This is a genomic window from Rhodococcus sp. OK519, assembly GCF_003051005.1.
Classification (GTDB): Bacteria; Actinomycetota; Actinomycetes; order Mycobacteriales; family Mycobacteriaceae; genus Prescottella.
In genome coordinates, this window is record NZ_QAOW01000004.1 from 137,440 (window position 1) to 152,016 (window position 14,577).

The 14,577-nt window shown below is 69.2% G+C and carries 13 protein-coding genes; 7 read left to right on the forward strand and 6 right to left on the reverse strand.

Going from position 1 to position 14,577, the window contains the following annotated elements:
- Positions 1 to 119: 119 nt before the first annotated feature.
- The 5 genes from C8K36_RS12980 to C8K36_RS13000 form a co-directional block, all read right to left on the reverse strand.
- The gene (locus C8K36_RS12980) at positions 120 to 344 is read right to left on the reverse strand and encodes an MbtH family protein (RefSeq protein ID WP_107984911.1); all 225 of its coding nucleotides are present in this window, start codon (positions 342 to 344) and stop codon (positions 120 to 122) included.
- 151 nt (positions 345 to 495) lie between these two features.
- Positions 496 to 1,281, reverse strand: a complete 786-nt coding sequence (locus tag C8K36_RS12985) for a polyprenol monophosphomannose synthase (RefSeq protein ID WP_107984912.1) — start codon at positions 1,279 to 1,281, stop codon at positions 496 to 498.
- Positions 1,205 to 2,923: an apolipoprotein N-acyltransferase gene (gene lnt, locus C8K36_RS12990; protein ID WP_107984913.1), complete on the reverse strand. Its 1,719-nt coding sequence runs from the start codon at positions 2,921 to 2,923 to the stop codon at positions 1,205 to 1,207. Before lnt ends, C8K36_RS12985 begins: the two co-directional genes overlap by 77 nt.
- On the reverse strand, positions 2,913 to 4,514 hold the full coding sequence (locus tag C8K36_RS12995; RefSeq protein WP_107984914.1) for an amidohydrolase: 1,602 nt from the start codon (positions 4,512 to 4,514) through the stop codon (positions 2,913 to 2,915). Before C8K36_RS12995 ends, lnt begins: the two co-directional genes overlap by 11 nt.
- 12 nt (positions 4,515 to 4,526) lie before the next feature.
- The gene (locus tag C8K36_RS13000; protein ID WP_107984915.1) at positions 4,527 to 5,018 is read right to left on the reverse strand and encodes an FxsA family protein; all 492 of its coding nucleotides are present in this window, start codon (positions 5,016 to 5,018) and stop codon (positions 4,527 to 4,529) included.
- A 212-nt stretch (positions 5,019 to 5,230) separates the two neighbouring features.
- On the opposite strand from C8K36_RS13000, the gene C8K36_RS13005 reads away from it, so the two are divergent.
- The gene (locus C8K36_RS13005; protein ID WP_107984916.1) at positions 5,231 to 5,878 is read left to right on the forward strand and encodes a hypothetical protein; all 648 of its coding nucleotides are present in this window, start codon (positions 5,231 to 5,233) and stop codon (positions 5,876 to 5,878) included.
- Between the two features lie 67 nt (positions 5,879 to 5,945).
- Here the strand turns inward: C8K36_RS13005 and C8K36_RS13010 are convergent, their stop codons facing one another.
- Positions 5,946 to 6,530, reverse strand: a complete 585-nt coding sequence (locus C8K36_RS13010) for a hypothetical protein (protein WP_258195396.1) — start codon at positions 6,528 to 6,530, stop codon at positions 5,946 to 5,948.
- 225 nt (positions 6,531 to 6,755) lie between these two features.
- Here C8K36_RS13010 and C8K36_RS13015 point away from each other — a divergent pair, with 225 nt between their 5' ends.
- From C8K36_RS13015 to C8K36_RS13040, 6 genes are all read left to right on the forward strand, one after another.
- Positions 6,756 to 8,273: a DUF1254 domain-containing protein gene (locus tag C8K36_RS13015; RefSeq protein WP_107984917.1), complete on the forward strand. Its 1,518-nt coding sequence runs from the start codon at positions 6,756 to 6,758 to the stop codon at positions 8,271 to 8,273.
- A 175-nt stretch (positions 8,274 to 8,448) separates the two neighbouring features.
- A complete protein-coding gene (locus C8K36_RS13020; RefSeq protein WP_107985184.1) occupies positions 8,449 to 10,029 on the forward strand; it encodes a TldD/PmbA family protein in 1,581 nt (526 codons plus the stop codon).
- Positions 10,026 to 11,393: a metallopeptidase TldD-related protein gene (locus C8K36_RS13025; RefSeq protein ID WP_107984918.1), complete on the forward strand. Its 1,368-nt coding sequence runs from the start codon at positions 10,026 to 10,028 to the stop codon at positions 11,391 to 11,393. Before C8K36_RS13020 ends, C8K36_RS13025 begins: the two co-directional genes overlap by 4 nt.
- An 8-nt stretch (positions 11,394 to 11,401) precedes the next feature.
- The gene (locus C8K36_RS13030; RefSeq protein WP_107984919.1) at positions 11,402 to 11,794 is read left to right on the forward strand and encodes a YchJ family protein; all 393 of its coding nucleotides are present in this window, start codon (positions 11,402 to 11,404) and stop codon (positions 11,792 to 11,794) included.
- 27 nt (positions 11,795 to 11,821) lie between these two features.
- Entirely contained in the window at positions 11,822 to 12,808 is a 987-nt protein-coding gene (locus C8K36_RS13035; RefSeq protein WP_107984920.1) for an LLM class F420-dependent oxidoreductase, read from the forward strand.
- A 31-nt stretch (positions 12,809 to 12,839) separates the two neighbouring features.
- Positions 12,840 to 14,273, forward strand: coding sequence for a lipase maturation factor family protein (locus C8K36_RS13040; RefSeq protein WP_107984921.1), 1,434 nt, complete (start codon positions 12,840 to 12,842; stop codon positions 14,271 to 14,273).
- The last annotated feature ends 304 nt before the right edge of the window (positions 14,274 to 14,577 follow it).

Here is a 14,577-nt window from a genome sequence, read left to right on the forward strand (position 1 = left end):
GAGACCGCAAGATCGACTCATATGGCCTGGTAGATAGCGGTATTTGACCCTTCGGTCCGGTTGGTCCCGGGATCCCGCCCGGGGGTGACACGAAGGGGTTCGCGGCGCGAAATCCGCGCCTAGCCGAGCGACGAATCATGCTCCGGTGCGAGGAACGCGTCGCGCGGCCGCAGTTCGGTCCAGTGCGCGTCGATGTAGTCGACACATGCGCGACGGGTGTCCCCGCCGTGCACTATCGCCCAACCGGCGGGAACGTCCGCGAATGCGGGCCAGAGCGAATGCTGGTTCTCCTCGTTGACCAGCACCAGGTATTCGGCATCGGCGTCATCGAACGGATTGGTCACCGTCTCACCTCTCGATCGCAGTCGACGAAATGTGATGCACACCGTTCTTTAGTTCGACCGCCGGACGCTGCCTGTTACACCATGTTAGGCGCGAAAACGCCCCCGCACCTCCGGATGGAGGCGTGCGGGGGCGTTTTCGGGGTGTTTCGGGTCAGGACCGGCCGAGCAGCGCCTTGACCTTGGAGATCCGATTCGTCACACCCCACCGGGTGACCTTGAGCAGTGCCTCGCGGACGATGTTGCCGCTCATCTTCGACTCGCCCAGTTCGCGCTCGGTGAACGTGATCGGCACCTCGGCGACCGTGAAGCCCTGGCCGATCGCCCGCCACGCGAGATCCACCTGGAAGCAGTAGCCGTGCGACTCGACTGCGCCGAGATCGAGCGCCTCGAGGACCTCGCGCCGGTACGCCCGGTAGCCGCCGGTGATGTCCTGCACCTTCACGCCGAGCGCGATCCGCGAGTAGATGTTGCCGCCGCGGGAGAGCCACTCGCGGTGCTTGGGCCAGTTCACCACGGTGCCACCCGGCACGTAGCGCGAGCCCAGCACCAGGTCGGCGCCCGCGTCGACGCGGTCGAGGAGTCGGTGCAACTGTTCGGGGGCGTGGCTGCCGTCGGCATCCATCTCGACCAGCACCGTGTAGTCCCGCTCGAGGCCCCACCGGAAGCCGGCGATGTAGGCCGCACCGAGACCGTTCTTCTCGGTGCGATGCATCACGTGGATGCGTCCCGCCTCGTCCGCTGCGGCGAGCTCGTCCGCGAGCGCCCCGGTGCCGTCGGGGCTACCGTCGTCGACCACGAGGACGTCGGTCCCGGGCAGCGCCCGGTGCAGCCGGCCGACGATCAACGGCAGGTTCTCCCGCTCATTGAAGGTCGGAATGATCACCAGTGTCCGTGCGCTCGGCTGGACGTTTCCCCCGGTTGGCGTCGCCGCTGACATCGAGATCCTCCTCGCCGGCTGTCACCGGCACGTTCGGTGTGTCCTCCACGGGGCGGTCGATCCGCTGCTCCGCGTCCTTGCTGGTCGCCCGGTCACCCCTCCGGCTGCCGACGGCAGCGAAACCGAGCGCGACGGCTGCGCCCAGACACAGGAGATACTCCGGAATCGGGCCGAGCCGAGTTGCCAGCGTAGTACCGGTGCGCAGTGAGACCTCCGACACCAGGGCTGCCGGCTCGAAAAGCGGTGACTGCTGCGTCACCGAACCGTCGACGTCGATGATCGCGCTGACCCCGCTCGTGGCCGCCACGACGACGTCGCGGCGGTGTTCGACGGCCCGCACCCGGGACATCGCCAATTGCTGGTAGGTCATCTCGGTGTCGCCGAACGTGGCGTTGTTGGTGGGCACCGCGATCAGTTCGGCGCCGTCGCGCACCGACTGCGTCAGCGCACGGTCGAACGCCACCTCGTAGCAGGTCGCGACGCCCACCGGGATGCCGCCGGCGTGGACGACACCGTTGCCGTCGCCGGGCACGAAGTTGCCGGCGTCGTCGGCGTACGAGGAGAACTTCCGGAAGAAGTCCCGGTAGGGAATGTATTCGCCGAACGGCTGGATGATCCGCTTGTCGTGCCGCTCGCCGGGGCCGGCGGCCCCGTCCCACACGATCACCGAGTTGGTGGTGGTGCGGTCCGTGTTCACCAGCACGGCACCGACCAGGATCGGCGCGCCCACCGCCTCCGATGCCGCGGTGATCTCGGCGGCGGCGTCCGCGTTGCGGAGGGGGTCGATGTCCGACGCGTTCTCCGGCCACACCACCAGGTCGGGCTGCGGCTCGCGCCCTCCCGCGACGTCGTCGGCCAGCTGGAAGGTGCGCCGGACGTGGTTGTCGAGCACCGCGCGGCGCTGCGCGTTGAAGTCGAGCCCCAGTTGCGGCACGCTGCCCTGGATCGCCGCGACGGTGATGGTCCGGTCGCCGTCCGCGTCGGCGTTGACGTACGGCACCGTGGCGAGCGCGACGACCGACGCGCTGCATGCGACGAGCACCGGCCCGACGAGCGCGAGCACCGGCCGGCGACCGACCGCGGTCAGCGCGAGGACGGCCAGTCCCGTTCCGGTCAGGGCCACTCCGAAGCTGAGCAGCGGCGCCCCGCCGAGCGCGGCGAGCGGCAGTAGCCACCCTTCCGGCTGGCCGAAAGCGAGACGGCCCCAAGGGAACCCGCCGAACGGGACGGACGAGCGCAGCCATTCGGTCAGGCTCCACGCCGCCGCAATCGCGACGGCGACGACCCACACGGGCGCCCGTAGTCGCGCCACCAGTACCGCGCCGAGGCCGAACAGCCCGATGAAGACGGCCTCGGCCGCCGACAGCGCCAGCCACGGCAGTGGCCCGACGTACACGCCGATCCACGGCAGCAGCGGGACGAGGAAGCCCAGGCCCGCGAGATACCCGTAGCCGAAGCCGGCGCGCAGCTTCCGTCCGCCGCGCCCGTAGCCGGTGAGGACCGCGGTCAGCAGCGCGATACCGACGGGTGCGAGGAACCACAGCGGCCGCGGCGGGAAGCTCGCGAACAGCAGCACGCCCGAGGCGACCGCGAGAACGGCGTCGCGCGCGGTCGCGGTCAGCGCGGTTCGGTCAACCCTCATGGACGGTGACCCCGCGGTGCACCGAGCGCACGCACACCGGCACGGGTGCGTCCTCCTCGAGGCGCGGCAGCGCCGGCACCCGCGACCGGGGGTCGGTGGACCAACGCTGCACGGAGTCCTTGGGGGCAGCGACGACGAGTTCGTCGGCATCCCACACGACGTACGACGCCGGAGCGCCTGGTGTCAGGGTGCCGGCCAGGCCGTCGCGCACGCCGCCGGCGCGCCACGCACCACGGGTGGCCGCCGAGAACGCGGCCCGCGGGGAGACGCCGCTACCCGGGGTGTGGTGGTGCACCGCGGCGCGCAGCATCGCCCACGGATCGACGGGAGTGACCGGGGCATCGGAGCCGAAGGCCAGCGACATGCCGGTCCCGGCGATCGGGGCGAACGCGTTCATCCGGGTCGCCCGCTCCGGGCCGAGGCGCTGCGCGTACATGCCGTCCGTGCCACCCCACAGTGCGTCGAACACGGGCTGCATGCTGGCGATCACACCCCAACTGCCGAGCCGCGCGGCCTGTTCCGGGGTGACCATCTCGAGGTGCTCGAGTCGGTGGCCGCGGGACGCGACGGCAGGACCGCCGAGTTCGGTGGCGACAGCCTGGAATGCTGCGACGGCCGTGCGGATCGCGTCGTCGCCGATCACGTGGAAGCCGGCCTGGATGCCGGCGAGCGTGCAGGCGCGGACGTGCGCGGTCACCGCGTCGGCATCGAGATAGCGGTTGCCGTGGTGGCCCACGCAGTCGTGATAGGGCTCGAGGAGGGCCGCGGTGCGGGAGCCGAGGGCGCCGTCGATGAACAGGTCACCTCCCAGCGCGTGGGCGCCGGTGCGGGCCAGGAGTTCGGTGGCCGCCTCCGGCGAGGTGACGGCCTCGCCCCAGTAGCCGCGGACCTCGACGCCGTGCGACAGCCCGAGCAGTTCCCGGAAGTCGGCGAGTCCCCCGATGCCGGGTCCGCCGCATTCGTGGACGGCGACGATGCCCTGCGCCGCGCAATGGTCGAGCGCGGCCGTGCGAGCCTTCGCGCGCTGCGTCTCGGTCAGCAGCGACCGGGCCTGGTCACGAACCAGGTGGTGGGCGTCTGCGGTGAGTGCGCCGTCGGGCGCGTACCCGGCGGCGGCCGTCAGATCCGGCACCGCCGCACGCAGCGTGGTCGAGGCGAGCGCCGAGTGCGCGTCGATGCGGGTGAGATACACCGCGCGGCCGGGGGCGGCGGCGTCGAGGTCGGCGGTGGTCGGGGCCGCGTCGGACCACGTGCTGTCGTCCCAGCCCTGGCCCCAGATGACCGCGCCGTCGTTCTCGCTTGCGAAACGCCGCAGCAGGTCCAGGCATTCGGACCTGCTACACGCCGCCGTGAGATCGAGGCCGGTCAACTGCAGGCCGAGCGCGGTGACGTGGACGTGGGTGTCGACGAAGCCGGGAGTGACGAACGCGCCGTCGAGTTCGATCACCTCGGCGCCCGGGTGCAAGGCGCGTCCCGGACGGTCCTCGCCGATCCACACGACGGTCCCGTCGGTGACGGCCATCGCGGTGGCGTCGGGGGCACTGGGGCTGTAGATGCGGCCGTCGACCAACAGTTGGGTACTCACGGGCATCCAGTCTGCCTGCTACGGCAGCGCGCGGGGCCCCTGGGTCGGGGTGTCGGACCCGAAGTCGGGGTACACGTCCACTACCTCGCCGTCTATGACGGTCCCCCGTCGCGCCGCGGCGTTGCGGGACGCGAACTCGACACCGGCCATGGTCATGTTGGCGCGCTTGCCGGCGAGCAGGACCGCGACCGGGCGGAGTGCCCAGCGGGTGGGCGGCAGCAGCATCAGCAATCCGAGTACCGACGTCACCAGACCCGGCACGAACATCAGCACCGAACCGGCGGCCACCATGGCGCCGTCGGCGACCGCACCCGTCGGGGACGCCTCGCCCCGCGTGGCCCGGCGGAAGCCCTCCATCACGGCACGCCACTGCGACTTGACCAGCACCATGCCCACGGCGGATCCGGCGATGAGCAGCAGAACCGTCCACAGGACGCCGATCGTGCTGCCCACCCAGATCAGCACACCGACCTCCACGACGACGTAGAGAACGAACAGTGCGGCGATCATCGGTGATCCTTTCGGTGGCGCATGCCGCCGGGGTCCGGCGGATGCTCTGTCTGGTCAACGATCGGGGACCCGAAAATGCTCCCACGCGGGATGACAGGCGTCGGAGTCGATGCGATAACGGTCTAACCCTAAAGTTGACGTAGAGAGTTTGGTCGTGGTGCAGTACCAGGACAGACCGGCTGGGAGGGCTGGTCATTCAGGGAGGAGTTCACATGTCACGACGTTTCGGGCGAACCGCACGCCGACTGGCCGTCCGTCTCACCGCCACTGTCGCTGCGGCCGCCGCGGGAGCCGTCGTGTTCTCCGGCGTTGCGAGCGCGGCGCCGGCACCGGCGGCACCCCCGTCGCTGCAGGGTCTGCTCGGCGAGCTGACCAAGACGTTGCCGCTGCCACAGGATCTATTGGGCGGACTGCTCGCCACTCCGGGGGTCACCGACCTCATCGAGGGCGCCACCGGTCAAGAGGTGGGAGCCACCACCGCGAAGGACTTCCTGTTCCCGGCACCGACGTTCGGATGCGGCGTCGCCGGCAACCCGATGACGGTCACCGTCGCGAGCGCGCAGTCGGGGCCGAACTTCCCGATCCCGCCGTGGATCGAGCGCGGCAACCTGCGCTTCCAGGCGCTGCCGGCGCACCTCGACCTCCCGAAGAAGTCGGATCTGCAGGTGGCCTGGTTCAACACGACAACCCTCGAGGGCGGCGTCGTCCCGCTCGATGACACGATCATGAACGTTCCGACGCTGTCGAAGACGGTCGCCACCGGCGAGGGCAACGTGCTGGCCGCGATGTTCGGTCAGGTGAGCTACGAGTCGGGCACCACCTGTACCGCGCTCGGCACGGTCGGACAGTTCACCGCATAGCTTTCCCACGCAACAACGCGCCCCCGCCGACGGCTCGGCGGGGGCGCGTTGTTCCATCGGCACACGATCAGGCGCCGGAGGCGACCTCTTCGATGGCATCGCAGAGGATGGTTCCCGCTGCCGCGGTCCATCGCGGTTCGCGGTCGATGCTCGTCGCGAGACTGTTGATCATGAAGGCCAGCGCTGTGTGGTCGGCGCTGACCGCGATCGAGAGGCCCTCCTCGCGCGTTCCGCCCATCCTGTGATGGCTCCCACCGGGGCCGGAGAACTGGATGTGGACGGCATCGGTGCGACCGCCGTTCTCGGTCCAGGTGCCCAGATACGCGCGCACCGCGAAGTCCCTGCCCGGAAACTCGCCCCCGCCGTCGTAGTCGGCGAAGTCGCTGGTGGACACCTCGTAGTCCCAGTGCTCACCGCCGGCCCGCGGGTCGGTGACGTGTCGGCATGTGGTGGTGCCCTCGGCGGGCAGCAATGCCGCGCCCGCCCACGAGATTCCGAGTTCGAGGCGATTGCCGGTGACCGCATCGACGTCGGGCAGGTCGAGTGCGCTGCCGCGTTCCTGTCTGACGAATCCCGTATCCGGACTGTCAGCCTCGCTCGACGAGCACCCCGTCACCGCCGCGGCCACCATCACCGCAGCGAGCAACGACACGATCCTGCACGGTCTCCCCACCATGCCCCCAACGTATCCGACTAATCGGACACCGGGGCGATGTCCCTCTCAGTGGGAGCCGACCTGGGATTCCGACCGACATTAAGACAATCTGACTTACACCGGCAGCGACCAGCGCGCAACGGGAGGGTCATGCCGACGCCGTGTGCGTCTCGCGCCGCCTGCGAGTTAAGTCAGACTGCCTTACGTCGAGAGAGGCATTCCATGAAGATTCGCTCCCGGTTCCGTATGACCGCCCTCACGGCCGTCGGCGCCTCGGCGCTGATGCTGCTCACGGCGTGCAGCGGGACGTCCGCCGCGCAGTCGACCGACCACGCGCTCATCGACCCGTCGTTGTCGAACGAGCAGATCGCCGACCTGTCGGAAGAGGCCTTCTACTGGGGTCTGAACATCGCCGGTTACTACGAGCTGCGGCACGTCTTCACCGAACTCGAGGGACAGCCCGCCTTTCGGGGCATCAATCGTGTGCAGCCGCAGCTGAACCTGTTCGACGCGAAGACCCGGTACGCGACCACGGTGAACGCATCGACGCTCTACTCCGGCGGCGCCTTCGACGTGTCGGACGGTCCCGTTGTCGTCGAGACACCCGCTGTCACGGACGGTCGCTACTGGAGCGTGCAGGCAACCGACCAGAACGTCGACTGCTTCTTCAAGGCCGGATCGCAGTTCACGGGCAACGCGCCGCAGCGCTACGTGATCGTCGGGCCGGACTGGAAGGGCAAGCTGCCGAGCGGATTCCGGGGCACCGAGATAATCCGGGCGTCGTCGAACTCGTTCACGATCGCCGTGCGTGTCGCGGTCACCACCCGCGACGAGCAGGACATGGCCGGCGCGCGGCAGACCGTCACCGGGGTCCTCGCTGCGCCGCTGGCGCTGTGGGAAGCGAACGGCGGCAGGATTCCTCCGCTCGACCAGCAGCCGATCGTCAAGGGTGACTATGCGACGTTCCCGCGGATGGATCAGATCTCCGACATCGGAAAGTCCATGACGCCGATCGACTACCTGCAACTGCTCAGCCTGTCCATCAACGATCCGTCCCTGACCCGGCGCACCGATTCGGTCAAGGAGACCGACACGTTGAACCGGCTGTCCAAGCTCGGACTTCGCGAGGGCACCATCTTCGAACCGGCCGACGTTTCCGAAGATCAGAAGGCCGCCATCGAGGACGGCTTCGCCCGCGCGCGCCGCGAGGCCAAGAAGGCGTTCGAGTCGTCGCAGGTCGATATGAACGGCTGGAGGCTGCAGTCCAGCCTGTTCTTCGACGACCTCGACTACGTCGCCAAGGCCGGCGCCGACGACGTCGCGTGGGGTACCCCGGTCCCGTACGAGTCGCACACCATCGCCTACGTCTTCGACGACAGCGCGGGCCGACCGCTCGAGGGCAAGTACGACTACACGCTCACGTTCGACGTGAACGATCTGCCGCCGACCACCGAGTTCTGGGAGCTGCCGGTGTACGACTCGGCGGGCTATTTCATCGACAACCCGGTGAACCGGTACAGCGCGACCAGCGAGTTGCTGAAGGCCGGCGATTACGCCGTGGTCGACGGCAAGCTCACCTTCTACCTGCAGCCCGAGCGGCCCGCCGAACCCGAGAAGGCCCGCAACTGGCTGCCGACCTCGCCGTCGGACGGCTTCCAGCTGGCGGCACGGTTCTACGGCCCCACCGCGGGACTGATCGACGGCGGCTACGCGATGCCGCGCATCGTCCGCTCCTCGTAGCCGTGCGATCGTGGCGGGCTGTCAGAACCCGCCACGATCGCCCAGCCGCGCAACAGGTCGGCCACCGGTCAGGTCCGGATGGCCGCCGCCGAGACGCCTCGCTCTCGATAGAACCCCGACAATTCCTGGATCGCCGACTGCAAAGCGCGGCACCGGTCCGCACTAGACTGTGCCGGTGATCGTGACGCATGGCAGTGCTCAGCACACGGACCACGCCCTGCACGTGGTCGACCCCGAGTTCACCGCACTCCCCCTCCGCGCCCTCGCCGACGCGGCGCTCTCGGTGGCGCGGGCGGCCGGCGCGGAACACGCAGACCTGCGGGTGCACCGCACCATCACGCAGTCCCTGCGCCTGCGTGACGGGCGCGTGCAGTCGGTGGAGGACGGTACCGAGACCGGATTCGCGGTCCGGGTGATCGTGGACGGCACCTGGGGCTTCGCGTCGCACGCCCAGCTGACACCGGACACCGCGGCCGCGGTGGCGACGGAGGCGGTCCATGTGGCCCGCGCGCTGCGCACTCTCAACCGCGAACGCGTCGTGCTCGCACCCGAACCCGCCTACCCCGATGCGACGTGGGTCTCGGACTATGTGACCGACCCGTTCACCGTCGCGACCGCAGACAAGGTGGCGCTGCTCGGCGACTGGTCACGGCGTCTGCTGGACGCCGACGGCGTCGACCATGCGACCGCGAACTGCCTGCAGGTCAAGGAGCAGACGTTCTACGCCGACCTGGCCGACTCGACGATCACGCAGCAGCGTGTGCGGTTGCATCCGGAACTCGAGGCCACCTCGGTGGACGCCGCCGCCGGAACCTTCGAGACCATGCGTACCCTCGCCCCGCCGGTGGGGCGAGGCTGGGAATACCTGGCGGGGGCGAGCACAGCGACGGGGAATGTCGCAGCTGCCGGCTGGGGGTGGGACGCCGAACTCGCCGAGATCCCGGGGTTGCTCGCGGAGAAGATCGCGGCCCCGAGCGTCGGCGCCGGTCCCACCGACCTGGTGATCGACCCCACCAACCTGTGGTTGACGATCCACGAATCCATCGGCCACGCCACCGAGTACGACCGGGCGATCGGCTACGAGGCCGCCTACGCCGGAACATCTTTCGCGACACCGGATCTGCTCGGCACGCTGCGGTACGGCACCCCACTGATGCACGTGACCGCCGACCGCACCGAACCGCACGGCCTGGCGAGCGTCGGGTACGACGACGACGCCGTCGCCGCTCAGCGGTGGGACCTGGTGCGCGACGGCACGCTCGTCGGATACCAACTGGACCGGGTGTTCGCGCCGAGACTCGGGCTCGACCGCTCCAACGGATGCTCGTACGCCGATTCCGCGCATCACGTGCCGATCCAGCGGATGGCGAACGTGTCGCTGCAGCCGGACCCGGACACCGACACGAGCACCGCCGACCTGATCTCCCGCGTCGAGAACGGGATCTACGTCGTCGGCGACAAGAGCTGGTCGATCGACATGCAGCGCTACAACTTCCAGTTCACCGGGCAGCGGTTCTTCCGGATCCGCGACGGCAGACTCGACGGTCAGGTCCGGGACGTCGCGTACCAGGCCACCACCACCGACTTCTGGGGGTCGATGGAGGCGGTCGGCGGACCGTCGACGTGGCGCCTCGGCGGCGCATTCAACTGCGGAAAGGCCCAGCCGGGGCAGGTCGCGGCGGTGAGCCACGGCTGCCCGTCCGCGCTGTTCCGCGGCGTCAACGTGCTCAACACCCGGACGGAGGGCGGACGATGATCCCCGCACAGGAACTCGTCGAGCGCGCCCTCGCACTGTCGACCGTGGACGAGGCGATGGTGCTCGTCACCGATGCAGGCGAGGCGTCGCTGCGGTGGGCCGGCAATTCGATGACCACCAACGGCGTCTCGACGTCGCGGTCCTGGACAGTGCTGTCCGTCATCCGCTCCGCCGACGGTTCTGCCAGGGTCGGCGCGGTGACGTCGTCGACGGTGGACGCCGCCGCGATCGCCGACGTCGTGCGGGCCAGTGAGTCCGCCGCGCGGTCCGCGCAGCCTGCCGAGGACGCAATGGACCTGCCGACCGGCGACGGCGTCCATGACGCTGGATGGTCCGACGGCCCGGCGACCACCGGTGTCGAGGTGTTCGCCGGACTCGTGCCCGGTCTGGCCGTGGGCTTCGACGGCGCCGACCGGCTGTACGGCTTCGCGCACCATCAGGTCCACTCCACGTGGCTCGGCACGTCGGCGGGCATCCGCCGCCGGTTCACGCAGCCCACCGGGTCGATCGAGATCAACGGCAAACGCGCCGACGCCAGCGCCTGGGTGGGTTCGGCGAGCCTCGACTTCACCGACGTGTCGGTCCCGCGCCTGCTCGCCGACCTGGGTACCCGGCTGGACTGGTCCGCTCGCTCGGTCGCGCTGCCCGCCGGCCGCTACGAGACGGTCCTGCCGCCGTCGGCGGTGTCGGATCTGATGATTCCGCTGCTGTGGGCGATGGAGGGCCGCGGCGCGCAGGAAGGGCACACGGCGCTCTCCCGCAGCGGCGGCACCCGGGTGGGCGAACGGCTCACCGACATTCCGCTGACGCTGTACTCGGATCCGCACGCGGACCGTCTGGCGTACGCGCCGTTCGTCGCGACCACCACCTCGACCGATACGGTCTCGGTGTTCGACAACGGGATGGATGCGGGACGCGTGGACTGGATCCGCGACGGTGCGATCAACGCACTCGCCTACCCCCGCGCCGCGGCGGCGGAGTTCGATGCGCCCGTTGCCGTTCCGGGAGACAACCTGCTGCTCACCGGCGGTTCGGCGGCCACGCTCGACGACATGGTGGCGGGCACCGAGCGGGGCCTGCTGCTCACGACGCTGTGGTACATCCGGGAGGTCGACCCCGCCACCGCGCTGCTCACCGGCCTCACCCGCGACGGGGTGTATCTGATCGAGGACGGCGTGGTCACCGCCGCGGTGAACAACTTCCGGTTCAACGAGAGCCCGTTGGATCTGTTGCGCCGTGTCACCGAGGTGGGCGCGACCGAGCCGACGCTACCTCGGGAATGGAAGGACTGGTTCACCCGGACGGCGATGCCGCCGATGCGGGTTCCGGACTTCCACATGTCCTCCGTCAGCCAGGCCCAGTGAGGAATCCGATGGCCACGATCTCGAACGACGACCGCTGTCCCTGCCTGTCCGGCGAGCAGTACGGCCAGTGCTGCGGACGCTTCCACCGCGGCGACGCGGACGCGCCCACCGCCGAACAGTTGATGCGCTCGCGCTACGCCGCGTTCGCGGCCGGCGACGAGGACTATCTGCTGCGCACGTGGCATCCGACCACCCGGCCCGCCGGGTTGGACCTCGACCCGGAGCAGGTGTGGCGCCGCCTCGACGTGCTGGCGACGTCGGGCGGCGGCCTGCTCGACACCACCGGCACCGTCGAGTTCGTCGCCCACTACGTCGACCACGGCGAGCGTGGATCGATGCGCGAACACAGCACCTTCGTCCGCGAGGACGGAAGATGGCTGTACGTCGAGGCCGTGCAGTAGAACAACTCTCGAGAAGAGGACCCCACCATGCGTTTCGGATACTTCGTGCCCCAGGGATGGCGACTGGACCTGGTGGGAATCGATCCTGCCGATCAGTGGCGTGTGATGCGCGACCTCGCGGTGCGCGCCGACAACGGCCCGTGGGATTCGATCTGGGTCTACGACCACTTCCACACCGTTCCCGAACCCACCGACGAGGCGACCCACGAGGCGTGGTCGCTGATGTCGGCGTTCGCGGCGGTCACCGACCGGGTACGCCTGGGCCAGATGTGCACCGCGATGAGCTACCGCAACCCCGCCTACCTGGCGAAGGTCGCCGCCACCACCGATCTCATTTCGGGCGGCCGCGTCGAGATGGGCATCGGCGGCGGCTGGTACGAACAGGAGTGGCGCGCGTACGGATACGGGTTCCCGTCGGCCGGTGAGCGACTCGGCCGCCTCGACGAGGGCGTCCAGATCTTCAAGCAGGCCTGGACCACCGGCAGTGCCACCCTCGACGGAAAGCACTACCAGGTCGACGGCGCGATCGTGCGCCCGTTGCCGCTGCAGGACGGCGGCATCCCGCTGTGGATCGCCGGCGGCGGCGAGAAGGTGACGCTCAAGATCGCCGCCAAGTACGCGCAGTACACCAATTTCGACGGCACCCCGGAGGTGTTCGCGCACAAGTCCGAGGTCCTGCGTCGGCATTGTGCGGCGGTGGGCACCGACTTCGATGCCATCACCCGCTCCGCCAACTACAACGTCGCGATCGGCCGCACCGAGGCCGAGGTCCAGGACCGGCTCCGCGCCCTGCACGCTCGCCTCGAACCGATCGTCGGCGCCGAGAAGGCCGAGGCGTCACTGAACGCGTTCCGCGGACTGCCCGCCGTCGGTACTCCGGAACAGATCGTCGAGAACCTGTCGGCGTTGAAGAAGCAGGGCCTCGAGTACGCGATCTTCTACGTGCCGGAGGCGGCGTACGACACGTCCGGTCTCGAGTTGCTCGAGACAGAGGTCCTGCCACACCTGAGGTGAGCGAGTAGCGTCCACAGCAGAGGAGCCTGCTGTGGTGTGGTTCGACGCGGACGGTTACTGGCTGTCGCGGCTGCTCTTCAAGGAGGGGCTCGCCGCTATCTATCTGGCTGCGTTCCTGGTGGCGGTCAATCAGTTCAGACCTCTCATCGGGGACGGCGGGATGCTCCCGGCCCGGCGCTACCTCGCGGGCAGCCCCTGGCAGCGGTCACCGAGCGTCTTCCACGTGCACTACTCCGACCGCTTCTTCGCGGTCGTCGCGTGGTGTGGGGTGGCGCTGTCGGGTCTCGCGCTGTTCGGCCTGGTGGACCGGCTTCCGCTGCCCCTGGCGATGCTGGGCTGGCTGCTGCTGTGGGGGCTGTACCTGTCGATCGTCAACGTCGGGCAACTCTGGTACAGCTTCGGGTGGGAGTCGCTGCTGCTCGAGGTGGGCCTGCTGGCGGTGTTCGCCGGGAACTGGGACACCGCCCCTCCCCTGCTGACGCTGCTGCTGCTCCGGTGGCTGCTGTTCCGGCTCGAGTTCGGTGCGGGTCTGATCAAGATCCGTGGGGATCCGTGCTGGCGGGATCTGACCTGCCTGAACTACCACCACGAGACCCAGCCGATGCCGGGCCCGCTCAGCTGGTACTTCCATCACCTGCCGCGGCCGTTGCACAAGGTCGAGGTGGCCGGCAACCACTTCACGCAGCTGATCGTGCCGTTCTTCCTGTTCGCGCCGCAGCCGGTGGCGGGCGGCGCGGCCGGGATCATGGTGCTCACGCAGCTGTGGTTGGTGGCGAGCGGCAACTTCGCGTGGCTCAACTGGCTCGCGATCGTCCTGGGCCTGTCGGTGCTGCCCGACGCGTTCTGGGTGTTCGTACTGCCGGTGTCGTCGCCGTCCGGTGTCGGGTCGGCGCCGCCGTGGTTCGTGATTCTCGTCGTGGCCGTCACGGTCGCCGTCGTCGCGCTCAGCTACCGCCCGGCGCGGAACATGTTCTCGAGTCACCAGATGATGAACGCGTCGTTCGATCCGTGGCACCTGGTCAACACCTACGGCGCATTCGGCCACATCACGAAGATTCGGCGCGAGATCGTGGTCGAGGGCTGCTCGGACGCGCACCCCGGCCCGGACAGCGAGTGGCTGGCGTACGAGTTCAGGGGCAAACCGGGCGACCTGCGGCGGCGTCCGCGCCAGTTCGCGCCCTACCACCTGCGGCTGGACTGGCTGATGTGGTTCGCCGCGATCTCCCCCGGCTACGCCGCCTCCTGGTTCGGAGCCTTCGTCACCCGACTGCTCGAGGGCGACCGCGCGACTCTGAAACTGTTGCACCACAACCCGTTTCCGAATGCTCCCCCGGCGGCGATCCGGGCGCGGACGTTCCGCTACCGCTTCACGACCCCTGCCGAACGCCGCGAGACCGGCGCCTGGTGGTTCCGGAGCCTCGAGGGCGAGTTCTGCCCGCCGGTGTCGCGGCGTAGCGCGCATTGAGGAGCGGTTCACCGGCCGCCCGGAGCCCAACTCACGCTAATGACAGTTAGCGCCGTCATCGAATCGCGCAGTGCCGGGTGGATGTTTCCGGGCGGCAACACGTGGATCGGCGTGACCGGGCCGGATTCGCAGGGACGATTTCCCAACCTCCGTCCGCGTCGGTAGCCCTAGGAGATGCATGGCACGGTTTTGTCACTGTGACAGTGCGACGGTCCGGGGATCGGGCGTCCAGACCTGTCGGTATCGCTCGGTAGGCTTCATCCCGTCGGATGACGAAAGGACCACGGGTGTGAGCGAGCATGGC